Here is a 24,174-nt window from a genome sequence, read left to right on the forward strand (position 1 = left end):
TCTTCAAGCATTTTCCCCAACGAGCGAGGATGGGATTACTATCTTTGTGAGCCTGACTTTTTAAGAATCAGGAATGAACGCAATTTGCACCATATAAACGAAGAGCGTGGCTTTGTAAGTTAGAAATCCCAAAAAAATGGGCAGAATCTGTAGCTCACGCCATCGACTTGCCACGATCATCACTCCAATAAACAGAGCAAAACGAGTTTTGCTCAGACTGGTTTTCTCACTACCAAGCTGCTCAACGTCTCTAGCCAACATTTTTAAGTAAACCACACCTGTACACGCCCCAATTAAATAATTTAAGGCAATGTTTAAGGAATAAAAAATCCACACAGAGATAAAAATAACCCCCGTCAAGACAAGCGTGATTACTAACAATCGCTGGAAGAGTTGATGGAACTCTTGCATGGAGTTACCTGATTCTGTGTCTCCAGAACCAGTTTTAGCATCTTGTTGCGTTGTCGGAGTGGGCGCAATTGATTCGTCTGACAAGCTCACGGGACTTGAAACCAGTACAGTTAAATATGATGACTGCACATTCAGTCAGCTGAATCATATCACGATCCGGTAACAATACTTTAGGAAAAAACAATTAACTTCTTGTCAACATCAGGCAGTCAGTAAAATCGCGCTCACAGAAGCGAGAGAGCGGCTAATCATGTGAGAGAGTATTTGGGTGAATAATCAATAAATACTGCCTGAAAATTCAAAATTTCTTCCAATTTCAGTTTTTTGAGTGAATAATTCTCCTCCAAAGTTTGAATTAAGTTGGTGTCAATAAAATCAACTGGTGCTTGAGGAGCGGATGAACGTACCGCAAATCAGAAATTGTAGAGTAGCGGCAAGTCATTAAAGATCGCACCACTGCTGAATTCCAGAAAGCTCCAACTTTTGGGATGTACAATACCCTAGTTTTTTAGGCACTTTCCTAATTTACATTAATTTGCCAAAAGTGGTGATGGGCGATCGCTCTTCACCACGAGTATAAATTGACAAATCTTAACTTAGTATCAACGTCAGTGTAATTAAACAGGTGTCAATAAAATTAGCTGCTGCTGAAGAAGCGTTCTTACCCCATCCAATCCCAGTTGCACACCTGCTAAAATCTCCGCCACTGTTGAATTAGCATCACACTTTTGCATAAATTCAAACTCTGGTACAGATAAATTAACAATCTGGTAATCGTAATTAAAGAAACATTGGCTGGGAAAACCTTCAAGACAAGGATTAAGTTCGGGAATTGCTGCCAGTAGGGCGTTATCGTCTGACCAGTCAGACTTAATTAAGGGAGGACGACCGAGGAAAAACTCGTAATGAGTTACTTCTGGATCTAGTAATTCTATCAGGCGGTAAACCTGGCGATCGCTCAAATCTTTTGCCCGTTCAACTAACTCTGGTGCTTTGCCTAAAAGTCGCTCCAAATCCCAGAAACTCGGATTTGAGAAACCAATAAACTCTAATCCCGAAGCATCTATTAATTCAAACAGCGTCTCAATGTTGTAGTCAATTTCTTGGGGATGTACGTACATATCCGCAAAGTTTTCATCTTTGTGATTTTCTAATGACCAACGCTGCTTATCGTATTTGACAATTCGGTTATTTTCTGGTAATGAAGCAAATATTTGTCGTCCGACTTGAACACCATCGCGGTAGTCGCCTTTTTTGTCACCTTGAAGAAGTGCGATCGCTTTTTGCATGAGTTGAATTTCCCAGCGTCCCAATTCCCCATACACAAAAATGTGCATTAAACCGCCTGGGGCTAACTTTTTCGCCAAAGCTTGAATACCGCGAATGGGATCGGAGGTATGGTGCAAAACACCAACACAGTTGATTAAATCAAACTCACCCGGTAACTGTTCCACATCAAATAAGCTGAGGTGATGAAATTCAACGCGGGTAGCCCCTGAACGCTGACAACGTTCTTTTGCTACAGCTAAAGCGCCAGTACTGAGATCAATTCCCACAACCGAAGCTTGAGGGTTGAGGTGAACTAAGTACTCTGTACTTACACCAGTACCGCAACCTGCATCTAAAATCCGAATATCTTGCCTTTGGGGTTTTTGACCTGTGCAGAAGTTATGAGCGGCTAGCCAATTCCAGCGCCAGTTGTAGCCTGGGGGTGGTTCATCCAATAAAGCTTCTGGCGGAAAGGGGTAAGTATTGTAGAGTTTGGCAACAGCAGCACTAACGGTTTGGGAGTCGGACATGATGAGGAATAACGCAGCATTTCTGAGTTTAGCGAATGCTGGACACTTCAGGTAGACAAATAATTGCGATCGCCATCAACAACTATGGGATATTGCAACGGGAGCGCAAATCTACACTCTTCAGGGACATTCTCTTTCGATAGCCTTCAGTCCAGATGGTAAAACTTTAATAAGTGGAAGTGGGGACAAAACTATCAAGATTTGGCAGCTTGCATCACTACCATCGGTAACATCCAATATTACGACTACTTCATCTTCAGTTCAGCCAACTCAATCTCAATTTTCGCAATCATCTTTTGATATGCCTGTTATGCCTCTTAAGCGTGTATTGTGGTGTTATTTGCTTTTATTGTGTATTCCATTAGGTTTTGTTAGTTTTGTCTTTGGTTTTGTTGGTGGGTCTTTGGTGTCCGTTATCGGGATTGCGTGTTGTTGGCGTTTTTATCGATGGTTTTGGCAAGTTTCATAAATTTCTGCTTACTGGGCAAAATTACGAAATTTACTATACTGCCGAGTAAATTTACCTTAGTAGTAAGGATTCAGGTCATACCAAAATCTCTACGAGCTTTTGTTGATAAAGGTTTCTAGGGATTAGTCACAAATTTATATTCTCAATAAGAATTGCATAACGACTATATTTTCGTGCGTTATTGCGACTAAAGGTATGTTAATAAGCGAAACTCAATTTTGAAACTAGCTCTGTGACGGGGTTTTAAACACCTGAATCCTTACCCTTAGTAATTAGAATACTAATCAAAAGAAATAGCGAATATGGGATAAAACATTATTAATAATCAAGGTCAACTTATTCCTAGAGAGGGCAGTATAGGTACTTATGGAGACTTACTCAAACTAGGACGTAGAGGCGATAACCTTACACCTCATCATATACCTGCGGATGCTTTTATGAAAGCCAAAGTTCCTGGTTATACTACAGGTAAAGGAATTGCCATTATGATGGAACATTTATCACCAGGAAAAGGAGGTCGTCATCGGCAAACAATTTCTTACGGTAAATCTCCTAATTTAAGCTTATTAGCGAGGGAAACATTGGCCCAAGAAGTTTGGGATGTGCGTTCTATTTATCTTCGTCAAGGTTTATACAATAGAGAAATCAGGAAAAGTTTGCAAAGTTTAATTAACCTGAATAGACTAACTTGGCAAGGTATTTTTGATAAAGTAGGTTGAAACCCATGAATCAAAACAATCTATTGGCAATTTTAAGAGAAAATCGCTTAATGCAAACTCAACAGCAAGTTACCGACTTTGAAAATACTTTAGCTGAAATAGCTGATAATCCTGATGAGCAAAATTTATCTGCATATCATCTTGTTTTAGACGATCAATGTCAACACCCAGAAGTGATGTTCAGCTTAATTCATTTTCTTGAATCTTTTGAGACAGAAGAACAAATTACGTCTTTTATTAAAGTTGTACCCCAATTAATGATCGATGCATCTGAATGGACAAGAATCATTCATAACAGGATTTTAAATGATGATTTATCTTGCCAAGTTTATCAAAAACTTTTACATTCAGCTAATTTGAACACACCTCATTTTCTCTATCATCTCTTGGAAGAAAGCATTGTAAATAAACTAAAAACTAAAGAAAGTTTGTCCAGTATAACTCAATAAATATTAAACTACTTTGGTGATCAAACTCAGATTAAATTCTAAGGAGTACTAGATAACATAGTTTTTTAGGTTATAAGTTTTAAGATATAGTCTAATCTTCTAAAAGCAAATTAGAAACTTTTTCAAAATCCTTGCGGTTGCGTGTAACCAAAATCCCATTCGCTGACAGCGTAATTGCCGCAATACGTAAATCTTGAGTAACAATGCGGATTCTTTGACGAATTAAGTCTTCGTAACAATTAATAGCATACTGGTCAAATCCTAGCGATACCTACGGTGGGCTTTGCCAACGCACATTTTGAAAAAATTCTAAAGTAGCCTGTAGCTTTGCGTAAGCTAATAACAATTTATCAGGCGAGGAAGCCTTTCTAATTACATTAAATCTCCCACGTAGTTGTTCTTCAATCGTAATTATCGTTATCGCAATGTCTTCAAAATTGACTGCATTGATACGCTGCGTGACAATTGGATGCCTCTGTTGAAAAAGTGAGATATGATCAGTATCAAGTATCCATAAAGTCACTTAGTTTCATTCTCCACATCGAGTTGCTGATAATATTCCTCCATTGGTGCATCAAGTTCACGGCGATATTCTTCTATATATCCTAGCATCTCGTCAAATTGCGGATCATCTTTGAACATTCCCGCAAATTTCATCCAAGGGTTTTCTACTTTGGGTACTTCAATTTCTAAAGTCACAATTTTGGCTGTTTCTAATCGAGTTTGCAAACTTTGACTGACTTTTTCTATTGCTTCCGATTTTCAATCAGCACATCATAAGTTAACTTAGGTACAGTTGTTATAGAGGTACTTTTTACAGCTAAATTCATAATATTTTGATATTTCAAGTTTTATATTAATTATAACATTTAGGTCAATTTAGCCTTGAGACAAATTAAGATCACTGGCTTGGTTAATTTGTGGTTTGATTTTTATCATATTGTCTTTTGCGATCGCACCAATGATTTACAACCAATCAGAGTTTAATTTACGCTGTGAATGGGGGCCACAAGGAGTTGCTCAACTTGCTCCTATCAGTGATGTAATTGTAATAGTTGACATTCTCTCTTTTTCTACCTGCGTGGAAATTGCCACCAACAACGGCGCGATAATTTTTCCCTACGCATATAAAGATAAATCAGCTATAGATTATGCCAAGTCAGTACAAGCAGAGTTAGCAAGTCATAGACAACGTTGGACTACAACTGGATATTCTCTCTCACCAAAATCGGTAGCTGAAATTCCTGCTGGAACTAGACTAGTTTTACCTTCACCTAATGGTTCTTTTCTGACTTTACATACAGGGAATACCCCAACTTTGGCTGGCTGCTTGCGAAATTGCCAAGCTGTAGCACAGGTTGCTCAAAAGTATGGTGATAAAATCGCTGTGATTCCTGCTGGTGAAAGGTGGAAAGAAGATAGTAGCCTCCGCCCTGCATTTGAAGATTTAATTGGTGCTGGGGCAATTCTGAGTTATTTACAAGGCAGTCTATCACCAGAAGCCGAAGTAGCTGTAACAACATTTAAAGCTTTCCAGCAGGATTTATTAGGGTACTTGAAAAAATGCAGTTCGGGTAAAGAGTTGATTGAGAAAGGTTTTGAGTCAGATGTTGAACTGTCCGCCGCCTACAATATTAGCGATTGCGTACCTTTCTTTACTGATAATGCTTATGTAGATTCCAGACTACAGACTGAAGAGACTTCCAAATAAAAAATATCCCAACACTGACACAAAAATCTTCTCTATTTTCCCTCTCTCTGTGTTCTCTGCGTCTCTGTGGTTCGTTTATTTCTTATAAATCCTTAGTTAAACGTCGCACTGATTGGTTTGGCAATATTTAGCATTATCTATAAACTCTTGCAATTTATTCAAGGGAATTATCTGCAATGATGACCCACCTTGTACCTCAGCAGCGATGTAAGCAAACTTTTGTCCACGATAAAATTGGTCACGTCCAACTTTAGTAATATATCGGGACTTCTGGAAGTCATTGGCAATATTAGAATTATAAATATTTTGTAACAATTTCACTGCATTGGCATTTTTTATGGTGAATTTGAGGCGTTTATCACCACTAACGGTTATGCCTTCTTTAGTCACCGTCCCATTTTTAGAAGTGACATCAGCATAAAAGTATAAATTTCCCTTTGTACCCTCGTAGCCGTGGGCTTCGCTGTTGTATCTCAGAGTTGGCAGTTGAGGTTTGGTCTTTGCCCACTTAACAACGCTGCTGATATTTTGCTCTGGAAGCGCATTTACGGGAGTGACAGCTAAAATAACTGCGATCGCAGACAGAGTACCATGAAGTAAACGGTTAAATTTATAACTTTTGTACATCGTATTTTACGGTTAAAGAATGCTGAGAGCAAATGCTTAAACCACCAAATCTTCAGAAATTTTTACAGGATGACGTTAGTTATGAATATTCATTTGCCAGTAGCAAAAACAACTTAACATCGACTATTGACTACTGTCCACCAACATTGCTGTAGGCAACTTGCTTTCAACTAAAATTTTGTATAAGTTGTAATAATCGTAGGGTAGACACTGCCACAAACATCAAAATAAAGGTTTTCGGCATCAGTAGACCATGCTTACTCTATGTTACAAAACTTAGATTTTGTCTCAGCCAAACAAGAGTATGTACTCTTAAGACTGGATGTATCTAAGCTACGGTTCTACACAGTTCTTAATAAACCAGCTTTGAGAACGCAAAACGTTCTAATCTAAAAGCTAACCGGGTTAATTTACTGGCAGTTTTGCAGGCACTACTCTCAAGCTTATAAAGCACAGACGCACCGATGTGTCAAGCCTCAAAGCGATCCAGACTTAACACATAAATGATTATGATGGGAGTTTTACAAATCCGATGAGTGTTAAGGCAAGTGGTGGAAGCTCAGTTGCGCGTCCGCAACTATATCAAACCCTAGCTGTAGCGACAATTACCCAAGCCGAGCAGCAAGACCGCTTTTTGGGAAGTGGTGAATTAGATGAACTGGCAAGCTATTTTGCATCTGGTGCAAAGCGTCTAGAAATTTCCCAGACGCTGACGGATAATGCCGAGATTATTGTATCTCGCGCTGCCAACCGGATTTTTGTCGGTGGTTCACCAATGGCTTTTTTAGAAAAGCCCAGAGAAGTAGAAATAGTACCTGTTAGTGCTGGTGCTAATGTTCAGCAAGGGATGCAACTGGGAACTGTAACCTACGTTGAAAGTCGTGGTGGGTTCCTAGAAAATTTACGATCAATATTTAACTCATCCCCCAGTGGCCCGACACCTCCGGGTTTCAGACCAATTAACATTGCTCGCTATGGCCCAAGCAACATGGCCAAGAGCTTGCGGGATTTATCCTGGTTCTTGCGCTACGCTACTTATGCGATCGTTGCTGGCGACCCTAACATCATAGCGGTGAACACACGGGGTTTACGGGAAATAATTGAAAATGCCTGCTCTGGTGAAGCAACGCTGGTAGCTTTGCAAGAAATCAAAGCCGGATCACTTTCCTTTTTCCGCAAAGATCCTGAGGCTACAGAAATTGTGTCTCAGTACATGGATGTTTTGCTAACAGAATTCAAAGCAGCTACACCTTCAAATAAACTCCGCCAACGCCCCTCTAGCGACCAACAAGGGTTGGAACTGCCGCAAATTTACTTTAGTGCGTCAGAACGGCGTCCCAAGTTTGTGATGAAACCTGGGTTGTCAAGTAGTGAAAAAAATGAGGTTGTCAAAGCCGCCTATCGGCAAATCTTTGAGCGCGATATTACCCGTGCTTATAGCTTGTCAATATCTGATCTAGAATCCAAGGTGAAAAATGGCGACATCTCCATGAAGGAGTTTGTCCGTCGTTTAGCTAAATCTCCCCTTTACCAAAAACAGTTTTACCAGCCTTTTATTAACAGCCGAGTCATTGAATTAGCTTTCCGTCACATTTTGGGACGGGGGCCAAGTAGCCGCGAAGAAGTACAAAAATACTTCTCGATTATTTCTAATGGTGGTCTAGCAGCCTTAGTAGATGCCTTAGTAGATTCTGCTGAATACGGTGACTATTTTGGCGAAGAAACAGTACCCTACCTCCGGGGTCTTGGTCAAGAAGCACAAGAATGTCGCAACTGGGGGCCGCAGCAAGACCTGTTTAACTACAGTGCGCCTTTCCGCAAGATACCTCAGTTCATCACCACATTTGCTGCTTACGAACAACCACTACCAGACCAACATCCCTATGGTTCTGGGAATGACCCCTTGGAAATTCAATTTGGGGCGATTTTCCCGAAAGAAACTCGCAACCCCAGCACCAGTCCGGCTCCTTTTGGCAAGGATACTAAGCGCATCCTGATTCACCAAGGGGCAGGGATTAATAACCAAAATAGCAATCCCAACGCCCGGGGTGAAGTTCCTGGTACCCTTGGGCCTAAGGTGTTCAAGTTAGATCAACTACCTGGTACTATCGGTAGAAAGGCTGACAAAGGTTCTAGCGTCAGATTCTCTGAAAGTTCGACGCAAGCAGTGATTAAAGCTGCTTACCTGCAAGTTTTCGGTCGCGATCTTTACGAAGGTCAGCGCCCCAAGGTATTGGAAATCAAGCTGGAAAACGGCGACATCTCTGTACGAGAGTTTATCCGTGCTTTGGCTAAGTCGGATGTATTCCGTAATCTGTACTGGTCATCGCTTTATGTTTGTAAAGCGATCGAATATATTCACCGCCGCTTGTTGGGTCGTCCTACTTATGGTCGTCAAGAAATCAACAAGTACTTTGACATCGCTGCTAAACAGGGCTTTTACGCGGTAGTTGATGCCATTATTAACAGCGTAGAATATGCCGAAGCATTTGGTGAAGATACAATTCCTTACGAACGGTATCTGACTCCTAGTGGTGTATCAGGGCGACAATTGCGCGTTGGTAGTATTCGTGAAGATGTTGCAGCGAAAGTTCAGAAGGAAGTAACGCCGAGCTTTGTGACATTGGGTACAGTTACAGAAAATCGGTCAGAACCAGATATTCAGTTCCGCATTAATCAAGGCGTTAGTAAGCAACGCGAACAAAGCAAAATCTTCAAACTGGTGGCGAATACCAATGACAAAGTTGCAGTGCAAACTTTGATTAGTGCTGCGTATCGCCAGATTTTTGAACGGGATATTGCACCCTATATCGCCAAAAATGAATTTACGGCGTGGGAAAGCAAACTGGGTAATCGCGAAATTAGTGTGAAGGAGTTTATTGAAGGTTTGGGTTATTCTAACCTCTACCTGAAGGAGTTCTACACACCTTACCCCAACACCAAAGTAATTGAGTTGGGAACCAAACACTTCTTGGGACGTGCGCCACTAGACCAAGCAGAAATCCGTAAGTATAACCAGATTTTGGCTACTCAAGGTATTCGTGCCTTTATTGCTGCTTTGGTAAATAGTGTGGAATATAACGAGGTATTTGGTGAAGATACGGTGCCTTACCGTCGCTTCCCAACCCTACCTGCGGCAAACTTCCCGAATACAGAAAAGCTGTACAACCAGCTTACCAAGCAAAATGATGACGTAGTTGTACCGAGCTTTAAGCCAGTAGAAGCTCGCACCGGAGCTAGCGATACGCCGCTTTTGGCACAGGCGATCGCAGATATAGCAACGCAAACCAATGGTCAGATATCATTTGCTGAACTGGGTCGTTCCTACAACAATGGAAACGGACAATCAGTGGAAGTGGCTGTACGTAAACATGCACGTATTTACCGTATAGCTGAAATCACAAACCAAGCCGAAAGACAACAGGCAATCAACGCCATTTACCGTCAAGTATTGGATGTATTCAGCGGTGAAGTGCCTGATAATTTCCGCCGTAGTGACCTAGAGGGCAAACTCCAAAATGGTGAAATTTCCGTCCGAGAGTTTGTGCGTCAACTAGCTAGTTCCGAAATCTATCGCCAGCGCTTCTTATCACCTTATCCTCATGCAAAGGTGGTTGAGTTCCTTTTCCGCCATCTGTTGGGGCGTACACCCGCAGATCAGGAAGAAATTCGCCAGTATCACAATCTACTAGCTGATGGTGGTTTGTCGGTTGCTGTAGAAGCAATAGTCGAGAGTCCAGAATATAGCCGTTACTTCGGTGAAGATGTTGTACCTTACAACCGCTTTCCAGTAGGGAATAGGGAATAGGGAATAGGGAATAGGGAATAGGGAATAGGGTACAGATTAATTTACTGTCCCCAGTCCCTAGTCCCCTGCCCCTTCGTAACCTTTCTTAATATTGCTCTCAGATTACAGCTAAAACCCGAAATTCTGAAAAAAAATATTACAAAGTGTTAAGAGCAGCAATAAATGCTCAACAGAATGCCGGAAAATGTTTTGCGGAAGGTAACTGAGTTTCAAAGCTTGTTTACTTGTGTTGACTCAAGAAAACTCGTAATCTATTAGCCGTAACAGTTATTAAACTGTTGTATCTAAAAGAACGAGAAAACAAACTCAGTGAACCGAATTTAAAGTCGCACTAGTTTAATCAAATCCTGGTTTCATTCGTATTTGGAGGAATCCATTAATGAGTATCGTCACGAAAGCTATCGTGAATGCTGATGCAGAAGCTCGCTACCTCAGCCCTGGTGAATTGGATCGGATCAAATCCTTTGTTGCTACTGGTGAGCGCCGTGTGCGGATTGCTCAAGTTTTGACAGAAAACCGTGAACGCCTGGTTAAGCAAGCTGGCGATCAACTGTTCCAAAAGCGCCCTGATGTTGTTTCTCCTGGTGGTAACGCTTACGGTCAAGAATTGACTGCTACTTGTCTGCGTGACCTAGATTATTACCTGCGCCTCGTTACCTACGGTATCGTTGCTGGTGATGTTACCCCCATCGAAGAAATTGGTGTTATCGGTGCGCGTGAACTGTACAAGTCCTTGGGAACTCCTATTGATGGTGTTGCTGAAGGTATCCGTGGACTGAAGAATGTAGCTAGTACATTGCTGTCTGGTGATGATGCTGCTGAAGCTGGTACTTACTTCGACTATTTAGTTGGTGCCCTGCTATAGGGTGATGCTGTTTCTCTGCCGAAACACAAGTATTGCAATACGGTTGGAAATAAGGAATTAACAACATGGCTCAAGACGCAATCACTGCTGTAATTAACTCCGCAGACGTTCAAGGTAAATACCTAGACTCTTCTGCTTTACAAAAGCTAAAAGGCTACTTCTCTACTGGCGAACTGCGAGTACGTGCTGCTAGCACCATCAGCGCTAACGCTGCTGCGATCGTTAAAGAAGCTGTAGCAAAATCTTTGCTATACTCTGACATCACCCGTCCCGGCGGTAACATGTATACCACCCGCCGCTATGCTGCTTGCATCCGTGATTTGGACTACTACCTCCGCTATGCCACCTATGCTATGTTAGCTGGTGATCCTTCCATTTTGGATGAGCGTGTATTAAATGGCTTGAAAGAAACCTACAACTCTTTAGGAGTTCCCGTTGGTGCTACCGTGCAAGCTATCCAAGCAATCAAGGAAGTAACCGCTAGTTTGGTTGGTTCTGATGCTGGTAAGGAAATGGGTGTTTACTTAGACTATATCTCTTCTGGCTTAAGCTAAGAACTAGTTTGCGCTTAAGAATTTAGGTGCGGCTTTATTAAGGTCTGGAAATCAGCCGTGAGTGCTAGAACGTTATATTGCTTATCTTGGTAAATGATCACTGATGAGTGTTGATGGTCTAGTATTGATGTTTGATTTCCAGCCTTTGAATGATTAAAAGATTTGCACTCAATATTTTGAGATAAAAAAGTTTTCACAAATTTTACAGGAGATTTTCAAAACATGGCCCGTTTTTTTAAAATTACTGCTCTAGTTCCCAGCCAAACCAGAATTCGTACCCAACGCGAACTCCAAAACACTTACTTCACTAAGCTAGTTCCTTATGAAAATTGGTTCCGCGAACAGCAACGCATTCAAAAAGCAGGTGGCACAATCATCAAGGTGGAACTAGCAACTGGTAAGCAAGGCGCTAATACTGGCTTGATTTAATTGCTGTAGATAAAACATTATTTTAGAGAATTGCTAAGAGGTCAATAAAGACCTCTTTTTTGTGGCTAGTATTTCTGAAAGTTAAAAGTTGAACATTTCTACAAGACGATAACTCTGAGTATAAAGCAATACGCTTGTTTTAAAACTGAAACTATTTGTCAAAGTCAATTTGAATCTTAAACCCGGTTATTTATCTGCCAGCGATGCACTTAGTCGAAGTGTCGGACAAAATTCATTCTGTTATCGGATAGCTAAGGTTTAGGGACTTCCAAATAAAAAAATACTCAAAAAACTGGCGAAAAAACTTTCTCCTTATTGCTCTGTGTTCTCTGCGCGGCAGTCGCTCATGGGGGAAACCCCCAAGACCGCGCTGCCTTGTCTCTGTGGTTCGTTTATTTGGATAATTTATTTCTTGGAAGTCCTTTAGCCCATTCTGGTTCCTAACTCCTGAATTCTGTTCGATAAAAGGAATAAGTGAAAATACGGTTGTAATAATGAGCATTTGTAGAATTAAATATGAATAATTTTCCCCATTTTTTAAACTGTAATAAAACATTTCAAGATTTGATTACGGAAAATTTTGTTATTTAAATAACCCTTTTAAGAATTAGTTATCGAGTCTTGGGCAAATTCACAAAGCAAAATTAGGGCAGCAAGAAGAGGCTTCCATGTACGGATTAGTGAACAAGGCGATTCAAGATATGGTGTGTAGTCGCTTTGGCGAAGAGACTTGGAAAAAAATTAAGCACAAAGCAGAGGTGGATGAAGATGTTTTTCTCAGTATGGAAGGCTATCCCGATGACATCACCCACAAGCTGGTAAAAGCTGCTAGTGTCGTTCTGAGTTTACCTGCCTCACAGATTATGCAAGCTTTTGGAGAATTTTGGGTTGAGTACACAGCTCAAGAAGGCTATGGCGAAATGATGGATATGAGTGGAGATACACTACCTGAGTTTTTAGAAAACCTTGATAATCTTCATGCTCATGTGGGAGTTAGCTTTCCTAAACTCCAACCTCCATCATTTGAGTGTAGTGATATAGAGGAAAATTCTCTGAGCTTACATTATCGCTCTGATAGAGAAGGGCTAACGCCAATGATTTTTGGACTAGTTAAGGGATTAGGAAGCAAGTTTGACACAGAAGTTTATATTACCCAAACCCAGAATCGAGATGAGGGTGCTGAACATGATGAATTTTTAGTGATTTATAAACCAAATTGAATGCAGTAGCATGGCTCCTCCTCACCTTACACTTTCGCCAGAGTTGCTGACGAAAGCTTTTCCCATCCATTTTGCCTTTAACCGTAATCGGGAAATTGTACAAGCTGGTGATGTTTTAAGGCGCATTTGTCCTGAACCGCTAGTTGGTAAATTGATTGAGCAGCATTTCCAGATTAATCGTCCAAAAATTTTGGTCGATTTTGATACTATTACTAAACAGTCCCGCGCTTTGTTTATATTAAAGTTTATCCACAATGGGATGCAGCTTAAGGGTCAGATGATGTATCAACCAGAGCAGGAGGTAATATTTTTTTTAGGTTCTCCCTGGATTACAGATACAACTAACCTCGCTCCTCTGGGTATCAAACTCAAAGACTTTGCAATCCACGACCCAATTGTTGATTTTCTGTTTCTACTGCAAGCTCAGAATACTGCTTTGGCTGATGCCAAAAAGTTAACAAGTGAACTGAAACAGCAAAAAGAACAACTACAGAGTGCGCTACAAATGAAGGAGGATTTAGCTGAAGCTGAGGCTCAATCCAAAAAATTGGAAAAATCCCTTCGTGACCTACAACAAACTCAAGCCCACTTAGTCCAGGTTGAGAAAATGTCTAGTCTGGGGCAGTTAGTTGCAGGAATTGCTCACGAAATTAACAACCCTGTTAATTTTATTTACGGTAATTTGAAATATGCCAAGGATTATACGCAGTGTTTGCTGAAACTTGTGCATCTTTATCAAAAATTTTATGCCAATCCTGTATCAGAAATTCAAGAATACATTAAGGAAATTGAGTTAGATTTTTTACTAAATGATTTGCCCAAAATCCTAAATTCGATGGAAGTAGGAGCCGAACGGATTTCTGGAATTGTCTTGTCTCTAAGGAATTTCTCTCGTCTTGATGAAGCAGAGAAGAAAAGAGTTGATATTCACCAGGGATTGGATAGTACTTTGCTGATTTTACAGAGTCGCTTCAAGAATAGTATTGATCATCCTGCTATCAAAGTAGTGAAAAACTATGGAAATTTACCTTTAGTAGATTGCTACCCTGGTCAACTCAATCAAGTATTCATGAATATTATCAGTAATGCAATCGATGCGCTCGATGACTATGAAAGTAAACGCGCGATCGCAGAAATTCATGCCCATTCTAATACAATTACAATTACTACAGAAGTCATCGAAACGAACTGTGTAATCCGAATAGCTGATAATGGTTCAGGAATGACACAAGCAGTTAAAGAACGATTGTTTGATCCATTTTTCACCACTAAGCCTGTAGGTAAGGGTACAGGATTGGGTTTATCAATTAGCTATCAGATTGTAGTTGAAAAACATGGGGGAACACTAAGATGTATATCAGAACCTGGACAAGGAAGTGAGTTCTGGATTGAAATTCCTCTATCTATAGACAAACAAGCAGCTAATTCTGTGCAATCATTAAGTTTAATTAAATAATTATCCTTATAATCCGCCTTATAAAGGACTTCCAAAAAAATATACCATCGCTGTAGAGGCAGGGGGGAGGGGGCAAAGTGAGGGAAAATCGTAGTGAAGTCCAGAAATTGGATAATTTATTTTTTGGAGTTCTCTAAGAATATTTTAAGTCAATTTTTGAGCTTTTGAGCGATCGCTCTTAACTATAGCCATACTCAATTAAGTATTTACAATATGTTTTTAGTATAAAACACTATCTAAGTATGAGATAGTAGCGATCGCAATTTGTCAAAAATCTTGAACTAGAGGTGTATTGAAGTTGAAAAATCTAAGATTTATGGTTGTAAAGCCTGCTTATGAGTTATAAGTTATGATTTATGAGTTTTATTTCTAACTCCTAATTCCTAACTTTTTACCTGTACTGATCGTGAATCTACGCCGCTTGATTCCAATTTTTGATAGTTCAGTCTCCAACTGGGCATTAGAAGCGCGGCTGTTGCGCTGGTTAACGTTGATTTGGCTGTTCGTCGGTTTGATCATGCTATTTTCAGCATCCTATCCTGTCGCTGATGGCAATCATCATGATGGCTTGTACTACTTTAAGCGTCAACTGCTTTGGGTCTTAGTGTCCTTAATCGGATTCAATATTATTGTTAATTCGCCATTACAGAAAATTTTGGGAGTATCCCATTGGTTTTTATTACTGTTTTTGACGTTAATTTTCATTACACTGATTCCAGGATTAGGAAAAAAGGCTTTTGACGCAGCGCGTTGGATTGCGATCGGGCCTATTCCGATTCAACCCTCAGAATTAATTAAACCCTTTTTGGTGCTGCAAAGTGCGCGGCTTTTTGGTCAATGGGAACGAATCAGTTGGCGGATTCGTTTGGCTTGGTTGGGTATTTTCGGTCTAGTACTTTTAGGAATTCTTGCTCAACCTAACTTGAGTACAACAGCACTTTGCGGTATGACTATTTGGCTAATTGCTCTAGCAGCTGGCTTACCTTACAAGTATCTGGGAGGAACAGCTATTGGTGGAGTGATGTTAGCAGTACTTAGTATTAGTATTAAAGAATATCAGCGTAAGCGGGTAATGTCATTCCTCAATCCGTGGGCGGATGCGACAGGAGATGGCTACCAGTTGGTGCAAAGTCTACTAGCTGTGGGTTCTGGTAAAACTTGGGGAGCTGGATTTGGGCTTTCTCAACAAAAGCTGTTTTATTTACCCATTCAGGATACTGATTTTATTTTTGCGGTATTTGCCGAAGAGTTTGGCTTTGTTGGCAGTATGGTGTTGTTAGCACTTTTAGCTACATTTGCCACTCTTGGATTAATCGTGGCGCTAAAGGCTAAAAATACAATACATCGATTGGTAGCGATCGGCGTGACAATTTTGATGGTAGGACAATCATTGCTTCATATTGGTGTTGCTACAGGTTCTCTACCTACTACTGGCTTACCTTTACCCATGTTTAGTTATGGTGGTAATTCTATGATTGCTAGCTTAATAGCTGCTGGGTTACTGATTCGAGTAGCACGCGAAAGTAGCGAAGCTGAGGTAGTACCGTTGCAAAAACCTTTGTTGGAAAATGGCCGCAGACGCCGGAGTTTTCATAAAAATAGAAATTAAGCTAGCAAAAGCAGTATTACAGGAATTAAAGAGATTATGAAAGACCTCAAACAAACAATAATCAGCTACTCTAGTAGAGACCTCGAACAGCGTAAAAATTGGTATTCTCCGGCAGCAGAAGCTTACAATAAGGCAAGACCCTGCTATCCTCAAGAGTTGATTCACCAAGTTGTAGAACTTGCTCAACTTTCTACTGACTCAAAAATTCTGGAAGTGGGATGTGGCCCTGGAACTGCAACGGTAGACATCGCTCAATTGGGTTGCTCTATAATCTGCTTAGAACCCAATCCAGATTTTTTCCGGCTAGCTCAACACAATTGTCAACTGTATTCTAATGTAGAGATTCAAAACATATCTTTTGAAGAGTGGGAACTCAAGCCATTTGAATTTGATGCCATTTTAGCAGCGAGTTCTTTTCATTGGATATCACCAGAAATTGGATATCCAAAAGCAGCAAATGCCCTAAAAGAAAATGGCTACCTGATTTTATTGTGGAACAAAGAACTTCAACCCAGTTATGAAGTGTATCAAAGTTTATCACAAATCTATCAACTACACACTCCATCTCTTGACCGATATGAAGACCAAAAAACACAAGAATACATCTTGAGACAATTGGGAAATATGGCCATTGATTCGGGCCAATTCAAAGACTTGATATCTGGACAAGTGATATCAGAAGTAAGCTACACTGCTGATGAATATTTAACACTTTTGAACACTTATTCGCCATACATAAAATTAGATCCAGAAAAGAAAGACTCTTTATTTTTGGGATTGAGACATCGTATAGAAAATGATTTTGGAGGTACTCTGCAACTTTCATATATCTCTGCTTTTCACATCGCTCAAAAAGTTAACTCAGAAGTGAAGGGGTCTTAAAGAAGCTATTAATAGTCGGCAGAGAAAGTGCAATTAGGTTAAATGTTGTGTAATAAATTTGTCGGTTAGTTATTATATATTATAGTGGTATTACTTTATAAAGTTCTGAAAGCCTTGCTATATAAATACAAAGATTTTCTACTAAAATTTTATGGTTTTGGCAATGATTTGAGTTTTTAAACTTTATTTTGAAGCTAATTTTTAATGTTTAACTAAAATAGCATAATTCAGAGTACAAGTGTAAAAGACGCTTTATACCTGGGGTAACAGACGAATCGTTGTTTACCTCACCAACTATAAATTTGCTGTAATTTCGCATAAAAAATACTGAAAAAGCAGATATATTAAAAAATCCAAAAAGCAACAACTTCAGTTTGAAGCTTAAGTATATACCTACCAAAATGAGATACTTGTTTGAGTTTTTCTCATTACCTTAGCTCGAAGTAAAAAAATGGCAACACTAACCTCACACTTCCAAGTAAATCCTACAACTTCTACTTCTTATATTCATAGTTTAGTCTTCATTGACATGGCAGTTGAAGACTATAGCAATTTGGTTAATGGTGTGCTTGATAATGCCCAAGTCTTCGTGCTTGACTCGACACAGGACGGTGTTGAACAAATTACAGAAATTCTAGCGAGTTGCGTAGACGCGCAGCGCCTTGTCGCTAGACATCGCCCGAATTTGACTAATATTCATATTGTGTGCCACGGTGCCCCAGGTTACTTGCAATTGGGCAACACCCACTTGGGACTGGATACCCTCGACAAATACAGCCAGCAATTGCAACTATGGCAAAAGATATTTGCAACCTCTGCCAAAAATAATAACCTTTGGAACTTACTCATCTATGGTTGCAATGTAGCTTTGGGTGATGGAGGGACAGAATTTGTAGACAAACTACACCAACTCACCAAAGCAAATATTGCCGCTTCTCGTGGGCGAATTGGCAATGCAGCATTAGGTGGTGACTGGGAGTTAGAAGTCCGCACCACTGATACTGATATGGAAGTGAGTTTAGCATTTGCAGAAACGACGCGCCAGGCTTACGCAGGGGTATTGGCGACATTCACGGTGAATAATACTGGGGACATAGATGATGGCGATCGCAATAACGACATCACGACACTCCGGGAGGCAATCAACTTAGCCAACGCTACTGCTGGGGATGATACGATCGCTTTTGGGGGAATATTCAAAGATACCACCCCAGACACTATTACTCTTACTTCCGGCCCATTGACAATTACCGATGATCTTACCATTTTGGGGACTGGGACATCTAAGCTGACTGTGAGTGGAAAGAATGCCTCTACAGTATTCGAGATATCGGGATTAGGGACAGGTGTCAATATTAATGGACTGGCGATCGCTAGCGGCAGTATTAAGGTTAATAGAACTTCCATCCTCAACCTAGTAAAAAGCAGTGTGTCTGGTAATACAGAAGGAAGTGGCATCTCTAATAGCGGCATCCTCAGTCTTGCTAACACTAGCGTCTTTGGTAATACGCAAGGTGGTATCTATAACAGTGGTAGTCTCAGCCTAACTAACAGCAGTGTTTCTGGCAATACCGGGGCAAGCAAGATTTTTAATAAAAACACTGCCGGAGGCGGCATTTTTAATGACGGTTCTCCTAATAAAGGTGGTATTGGTATTCTCAGCCTCATTAACAGCAGCGTTTCTGGCAATACGGCAAACTTCGGTGGTGGCATCTATAATCAAGGCGGTACTCTCAGCCTGACCAATAGCACTGTCTCTGGCAATACTGCAACCTCCGGCGGTGGCATGTTTAACGGAAATGATGATGGTTATGGTTCCGGATCAGCTACTCTAACCAATAGCACCATCTTTGGCAATATAGCATTAGAGGATGGCGGTGGCATATACAATGGCTACGCTTACGTCGGTGACAACAGCCTCACCCTAATCAGCACTACAATTAATAACAACACAGCTGACTCAGATGGTAATGGTACTGGTAATGGCGGGGGTGTTTTTAATTCTTCTGATTCCTCTGTTGACATCAAGGTTAGTAACACCATCATTGCAGGCAACTTTGACAAGTCCACCACCGGTGATATACACCCCGACGTGAGTGGTGGGCTGATTGACTCCGGCTATAACCTGATTGGCAATAATACTGGTAGCACTGCCTTTACCACCAGTACCCTCGTCGGCACAAGTGCTAACCCAATTGACCCCAAACTCGGACTGCTGCAAAATAACGGTGGTGCAACCCTTACCCAGGCGTTACTTGCGAATAGCCCGGCTATTGATGCTGGCAATAATTCCCTAGTTCCTATTAGTGTAATTACTGATCAACGCGGCACTCGATTTAACCGGATATTTAACGGTGCAGTTGATATTGGTGCTTACGAAGTTCAGTCCCCTATCACTTTGCCACCCGTTAATACTGGCACATTTGTCGTGACTAATACCAACGATTCTGGATCGGGGTCATTACGGCAGGCTATCCTCAATGCCAATGCAACCGTTGGGGCAGATACGATTACCTTTGCGGGCGTGTTCACCGATGCCACCCCAGATATCATCACCCTGACCTCTGGCAAATTAAGCATAACCAATGATATTACCATTTTGGGGACTGGGGCATCTAACCTGATTGTGAGTGGAAATAATTCATCAGGCGTGTTCGAGATATCCGGTTCTGGGACAGATGCCAGCATTGATGGCTTGAAAATTGCTAATGCTAATGATCCCTTAGGCAGTATTTTGCTCAATAGCAATACCAGCCTCAGCCTGACTAACAGCACTGTCTCTGACAATAAAGGGGAAGTAGGGGGCATCTTTAATAGAGGCACTCTCAGCCTGACGGGAACCACTGTTTCTAGCAATAGGGGATCGTTCTTAGGCGGCGGCATCTTTAATAAAGGCAACCTGAGCCTAACTAACAGCACTGTCTCAAGCAATAATGCAAACGTCCGTTACAACACAGCCTATGGTGGCGGCATATTTAACATAGGCAAAGTCAGTATAAATAACAGCACTGTCTCTAATAATAATGCGTTTGCCAGTGGTCTGAATCGGGGAGGCCCTGACCCTTACCCATCTTACGGTGGCGGAATTTATAACTCAGGCACTGTCGATATTATTAGCAGCACTGTCTCTGGTAATGGTGCGGCAGACGGCGGTGGCATCTCTAACTCAGGTACTTTTAGCCTGATTAACAGCACTGTCTCTGATAATAGTGCATATTATACCGGCGGCGGCATCTTGAACAGTGGCACTCTCACCCTCACCAATGACACTATTACTAATAACATAGCAGAGGGCTTTAGCTATAACGGTGTTCTTGGCAACGGTGGGGGCGTTGTCAATAATGGCGGCAATGTTATCGTTGGCGATACCATCATTGCAGGCAACTCCTACACTGTCTATCCTGATGATCCCCGCGATACTGGTTTTTCCCGCGACGTTTCCGGCAACTTCACCGACGCTGGTAATAACCTAATTGGCGACAACACAGGTAGCACTGGCTTTACTACCAGCACCCTTGTCGGCACCAGAACCAACCCCATTGATCCAAGACTCAGCCCCCTGCAAAATAATGGTGGTACAACCTTTACTAATGCCTTACTTGGCGATAGTCCCGCCATTAATTCTGGTAATAATGCTCTGATTCGGGCAGGTATCACCACTGATCAACGCGGCGCTGGATTTAACAGAATATCTAAGGGTACAGTTGATATTGGCACATTAGAGTTTAACGGGCTGAATGGAACCAATGGCGCTGATAATTTAGTAGGCAAGAACTACGGTGACATAATTAACGCTCAAGCTGGGAACGATACCATCACAGGTAATGAAGGCAACGACATTTTAACTGGTGGCGGTGGCAAAGATAAATTTGTTTACAACTTAGGTGACGGTGTTGATACCATCACCGATTTCGGTGGGTTAGGTAAAGGTTCAAACCCATCAGCAGCAATCATTGCCGAAGTGGATACCCTGAAATTTCAAGGTGCTGGATTAACAGCCCGAAATCTGCTACTAAACCAGAATAGTAACAATCTGGAAATCACCTTTGAAGGGGTGGCTGATGACAAAGTTATCTTACAGAACTTTCCTTTGGAAAACCTAGAGAACGTATCCGCAGTGGGCAATATCCTGTTTAATGGGCAAACCAGTATTAGTGAAAGCTTTGATGTCTTCGATGCCAACTCCACCCAAAACGCTATTTCTAACAAGAACACAGTTACCTTTCTCAATGACCTGAACAACAATATCAATGGCTTTGATAACTCAGCAGATGTTATTAATGGTCAGGGAGGCGATGACCGCATCGACGGCAAGAGTGGCAACGACCTGCTACGCGGTGGCGCTGGTAAGGATACCTTGCTTGGTGGTGATGGTAATGATACCCTGCTTGGTGGTGATGGTAATAATAGCCTCATTGGAGGTGCTGGTAATGACATGCTCATTGGCGGTGATTTTAGTGATACGCTGACTGGCGGTAGCGGTAATGACCAGTTCATCTATCGAACCCTTAGCAATGGTGATACAATCACTGACTTTAATAAAAGCGAGGATAAGTTAATCCTTACTGACTTGTTTAAGAGTGAAGACTACAGTAGCAGTAATCCCATCTCAGATGGTTATCTGCGGTTTGTGCAATCGGATACTTCTACACAAGTTCAGTTTGCCTACTTGAGTAACAATTTTTATACCTTTGCAACTTTGAATAATTTCACCTCTACAAATTTGGTAGTCGGTACTAATGTCATCGTTTAGCGCTCAATTCTAGTCTGTAGCCACTGTCTTAAAAATAAATATTAGACATTTGGTGAAAAAGAACGTAGAGACGTAGCACTGCTACGTCTCTACAATTGTTCTGGATAACGCATAATTAATTTGTGCAGATATCATTGTTTAATTTTGGATTTTAGATGTCTGTGAAATCTAAAATCCAAAATCTATAACTCTTACAGTTGCCGCACTAATGGCTGACCATCTTTGACTTCACCAATCAAAACTAAATCGACACAGTTAACGAAAATACCATTTTCCAGAACACCAGGAATGTTGTTTAATGTCTTTTCTAGGTTGACTGGATCTTCAATAGAGTCAAATCTGACATCTAAAACAAAATTGCCTTGATCTGTAATCACTGGCCCAGCTTTTTTTACACCCATGCGGAGTTCTGGTTTGCCACCGAGTTTTTTGATGGCATTAGTCACAGGAGTAATTGCCATTGGAATAACTTCCACAGGCACAGCGAAAGTAGAACCTAAGCGATCTACTAACTTACCACTATCTACCACAACGATGAACTGTTCTGCCAGGTAGTCTACGACTTTTTCGCGGGTATGTGCTGCACCACCGCCTTTAATTAAATTCTTTTGCGGATCAACTTCATCTGCGCCATCAATGGCAATATCGATGTGGTCAATAGCATCCAAGGTGGCAAGAGGTACACCGTATTGCTTCGCCAGTACTTCTGACTGAAATGATGTCGGTATACCAATGATATCTTTAAGTTCGCCAGACTTGAGGCGATCGCCCAAAAACTGAATTGTATATGCTGTTGTTGATCCCGTACCTAAGCCTACAATAGAACCCGACTTTACTAAAGCGGCGGCGGCTTTGCCAACTTCTTGCTTCATCAACTTTACGGGATCTGCTGCTGCGGTCATTGCCAAAACTCCTGAAAAACTGACTATAGTCCATAGTAGTGGGCAGATAACCTCAAAAGATGAAAGGTAAAAAACAAGTTTTTGCTTATCTCTACTTCCTTGATTAGGGAATTCTAAAAAATAAAATATTTTAGTGTCCGGAACAAAGGAGATGACTAATGTAATAATGTGTATATTGCTATACAAATTATATGAAAAACCATCAGTATACTGATCCTAATTTTAAGCAACTTTTCGCTGAGATTGACCCGGAAGTAATAAATACCTTTACGGTGGAGCAATTAGAAGCCATAAAATGGGGTTTGGCCTCTCGTGCTAGGACACGTCATTCTTTAGACATAAGAGTTTCAGTACCAATTCCCGGATTAAGGTTTTATCTGGTGTTGCTAGCAGGTTCAGAACGTCGCTCGAAAGTACGTTTACGCTCTGAAAGAGGTTTATATCCTTTTTGGACTCCTGCCAATATCTTGTTCCTTTTAGGATTTCTAATCATTCTATCGATTTGTAGCTACACTATATTTTCTTCTGCATTGTCTTCACTTACTCCCACATCTAGCTCTTATCACCCTACTTCAATTCCTTGGATTGACGATAAATCAGAATGTGAACACACTGGTAGAATCTGGAATCATGGGAAGTGCTGGGATTTTGAACAAAGTCCTAATTTTTAAAATTTATAGGTACACCTACATACATAGAGCAACATTGTCCAGCCTAAATTCGTCACTAGCTGAATTACAGGTTATTAAAAATACCAAATTTTGCGTTAGCCTCAGTAACGTAGTTTTTTAAATTCACTTAGCAGCTAAAAGTGGTTATCATAATGCGTCAGCTTTCAATTACTTTATCTTTAGTAGCACTACTACAAAATTTACCAGCAATTGCTCAGGTCTCAGTGCCAGAAAATACTTCTGGAGTCACATCTGATGCCATTCAACAGGTAACTGCAATCAAATGGATGACAAACTATTCTGAAGGCAAGTTTTATCCAGAAAAGTTACTCAGTCGGGCCGAATTAGCCTCTATCATGGTAAAAGCATTTGGGCTAAATAAAAGACAAGCTGTTAGCAAAGAAAATTTAGCTATTCCCGATGTTCCTCGTTCTCATTGGGCATTTAATGATATACAGACAGTCTTAAAAACTGATATCATGAAAGGCTATCGGGGTAATGAATTTTTTCCTAACCAAAAGGTGACAAAGGCTGAAGCTCTTGCTATTTTCGCCCAGGCTTATGGTGTATTTCAGTTTCCCGATGAGGCTGTGAATGATATTCTGGCCTCATATCCAGATGAAAAGTCTATCCCAACTTGGGCTAGAAAAGCGATCGCTACAGTCGCTACTGAAGGATTTCTTAATACAGATGCTCAAGGCAATATTTCTCCATTAAAACCTGTAACCCGTGGAGATATGGCTTATGTATTGAGTAAATATTTACAACGACAACAGCAACAACCCGAAACACCAGAAGTTCCAATTATTCCAAATAGCCCACAAACACCTTAGCTAGACT

General features: G+C 40.9%; 20 protein-coding genes. 15 read left to right on the top strand and 5 right to left on the bottom strand.

Annotated features, from left to right (window positions below; all coding sequences use genetic code 11):
* Window positions 1-60: 60 nt before the first annotated feature.
* On the bottom strand, window positions 61-501 hold the full coding sequence (locus RMZ43_RS11975; protein ID WP_190729970.1) for an ATP synthase subunit I: 441 nt from the start codon (window positions 499-501) through the stop codon (window positions 61-63).
* Between the two features lie 527 nt (window positions 502-1,028).
* Window positions 1,029-2,210, bottom strand: coding sequence for a class I SAM-dependent methyltransferase (locus tag RMZ43_RS11980; protein ID WP_322652709.1), 1,182 nt, complete (start codon window positions 2,208-2,210; stop codon window positions 1,029-1,031).
* Window positions 2,211-2,349: 139 nt separating this feature from the next.
* On the opposite strand from RMZ43_RS11980, the gene RMZ43_RS11985 reads away from it, so the two are divergent.
* The 3 genes from RMZ43_RS11985 (at window position 2,350) to RMZ43_RS11995 (ending at window position 3,847) form a co-directional block, all read left to right on the top strand.
* The gene (locus tag RMZ43_RS11985; RefSeq protein ID WP_322652745.1) at window positions 2,350-2,679 is read left to right on the top strand and encodes a hypothetical protein; all 330 of its coding nucleotides are present in this window, start codon (window positions 2,350-2,352) and stop codon (window positions 2,677-2,679) included.
* A 437-nt stretch (window positions 2,680-3,116) separates the two neighbouring features.
* The gene (locus tag RMZ43_RS11990) at window positions 3,117-3,398 is read left to right on the top strand and encodes a hypothetical protein (protein WP_322652710.1); all 282 of its coding nucleotides are present in this window, start codon (window positions 3,117-3,119) and stop codon (window positions 3,396-3,398) included.
* A 5-nt stretch (window positions 3,399-3,403) separates the two neighbouring features.
* Window positions 3,404-3,847, top strand: coding sequence for an Imm30 family immunity protein (locus RMZ43_RS11995; protein ID WP_322652711.1), 444 nt, complete (start codon window positions 3,404-3,406; stop codon window positions 3,845-3,847).
* A 519-nt stretch (window positions 3,848-4,366) separates the two neighbouring features.
* On the opposite strand, the gene RMZ43_RS12000 is transcribed toward RMZ43_RS11995, so the two are convergent.
* Window positions 4,367-4,576: a hypothetical protein gene (locus tag RMZ43_RS12000; protein ID WP_322652712.1), complete on the bottom strand. Its 210-nt coding sequence runs from the start codon at window positions 4,574-4,576 to the stop codon at window positions 4,367-4,369.
* Between the two features lie 196 nt (window positions 4,577-4,772).
* Between RMZ43_RS12000 and RMZ43_RS12005 the strand changes: the two genes are divergently transcribed.
* Window positions 4,773-5,558 carry a 2-phosphosulfolactate phosphatase gene (locus RMZ43_RS12005; protein WP_322652713.1) on the top strand — a complete coding sequence of 262 codons (786 nt, stop codon included), beginning with the start codon at window positions 4,773-4,775 and terminating at the stop codon, window positions 5,556-5,558.
* A gap of 96 nt (window positions 5,559-5,654) precedes the next feature.
* Here the strand turns inward: RMZ43_RS12005 and RMZ43_RS12010 are convergent, their stop codons facing one another.
* A complete protein-coding gene (locus RMZ43_RS12010) occupies window positions 5,655-6,185 on the bottom strand; it encodes a hypothetical protein (RefSeq protein WP_322652714.1) in 531 nt (176 codons plus the stop codon).
* Between the two features lie 532 nt (window positions 6,186-6,717).
* Here RMZ43_RS12010 and RMZ43_RS12015 point away from each other — a divergent pair.
* The 9 genes from RMZ43_RS12015 to RMZ43_RS12055 all read left to right on the top strand — a co-directional run bounded on the left by RMZ43_RS12015 (window position 6,718) and on the right by RMZ43_RS12055 (window position 21,761).
* Window positions 6,718-9,993, top strand: coding sequence for a phycobilisome rod-core linker polypeptide (locus tag RMZ43_RS12015; RefSeq protein ID WP_322646675.1), 3,276 nt, complete (start codon window positions 6,718-6,720; stop codon window positions 9,991-9,993).
* Window positions 9,994-10,372: 379 nt separating this feature from the next.
* Complete coding sequence (gene apcA, locus RMZ43_RS12020) at window positions 10,373-10,858, top strand: allophycocyanin subunit alpha (protein WP_322646676.1); 486 nt, start codon at window positions 10,373-10,375, stop codon at window positions 10,856-10,858.
* A 65-nt stretch (window positions 10,859-10,923) separates the two neighbouring features.
* A complete protein-coding gene (gene apcB / locus RMZ43_RS12025) occupies window positions 10,924-11,412 on the top strand; it encodes an allophycocyanin subunit beta (protein WP_229487373.1) in 489 nt (162 codons plus the stop codon).
* A gap of 222 nt (window positions 11,413-11,634) precedes the next feature.
* The gene (locus tag RMZ43_RS12030) at window positions 11,635-11,841 is read left to right on the top strand and encodes a phycobilisome linker polypeptide (RefSeq protein WP_109007263.1); all 207 of its coding nucleotides are present in this window, start codon (window positions 11,635-11,637) and stop codon (window positions 11,839-11,841) included.
* Window positions 11,842-12,509: 668 nt separating this feature from the next.
* Window positions 12,510-13,061, top strand: a complete 552-nt coding sequence (locus RMZ43_RS12035) for a heme NO-binding domain-containing protein (RefSeq protein WP_322652715.1) — start codon at window positions 12,510-12,512, stop codon at window positions 13,059-13,061.
* Between the two features lie 10 nt (window positions 13,062-13,071).
* Window positions 13,072-14,517, top strand: coding sequence for a sensor histidine kinase (locus RMZ43_RS12040; protein WP_322652716.1), 1,446 nt, complete (start codon window positions 13,072-13,074; stop codon window positions 14,515-14,517).
* Between the two features lie 406 nt (window positions 14,518-14,923).
* Window positions 14,924-16,126, top strand: a complete 1,203-nt coding sequence (locus RMZ43_RS12045; RefSeq protein ID WP_322652717.1) for an FtsW/RodA/SpoVE family cell cycle protein — start codon at window positions 14,924-14,926, stop codon at window positions 16,124-16,126.
* Between the two features lie 36 nt (window positions 16,127-16,162).
* The gene (locus RMZ43_RS12050) at window positions 16,163-17,008 is read left to right on the top strand and encodes a class I SAM-dependent methyltransferase (RefSeq protein ID WP_322652718.1); all 846 of its coding nucleotides are present in this window, start codon (window positions 16,163-16,165) and stop codon (window positions 17,006-17,008) included.
* A gap of 451 nt (window positions 17,009-17,459) precedes the next feature.
* Window positions 17,460-21,761, top strand: a complete 4,302-nt coding sequence (locus RMZ43_RS12055; RefSeq protein ID WP_322652719.1) for a DUF4347 domain-containing protein — start codon at window positions 17,460-17,462, stop codon at window positions 21,759-21,761.
* Window positions 21,762-21,952: 191 nt separating this feature from the next.
* Here RMZ43_RS12055 and rpiA read toward each other — a convergent pair whose 3' ends face one another.
* The gene (gene rpiA, locus RMZ43_RS12060; RefSeq protein WP_322646681.1) at window positions 21,953-22,663 is read right to left on the bottom strand and encodes a ribose-5-phosphate isomerase RpiA; all 711 of its coding nucleotides are present in this window, start codon (window positions 22,661-22,663) and stop codon (window positions 21,953-21,955) included.
* 191 nt (window positions 22,664-22,854) lie between these two features.
* On the opposite strand from rpiA, the gene RMZ43_RS12065 reads away from it, so the two are divergent.
* Both RMZ43_RS12065 and RMZ43_RS12070 read left to right on the top strand, forming a co-directional pair.
* Window positions 22,855-23,334: a hypothetical protein gene (locus RMZ43_RS12065; protein WP_322652720.1), complete on the top strand. Its 480-nt coding sequence runs from the start codon at window positions 22,855-22,857 to the stop codon at window positions 23,332-23,334.
* A gap of 152 nt (window positions 23,335-23,486) precedes the next feature.
* Entirely contained in the window at window positions 23,487-24,167 is a 681-nt protein-coding gene (locus RMZ43_RS12070; protein ID WP_322652721.1) for an S-layer homology domain-containing protein, read from the top strand.
* Window positions 24,168-24,174 lie beyond the last annotated feature (7 nt).

The sequence above is a fragment of the Nostoc sp. CmiVER01 genome (assembly GCF_034531135.2).
Taxonomy (GTDB): Bacteria; Cyanobacteriota; Cyanobacteriia; order Cyanobacteriales; family Nostocaceae; genus Nostoc.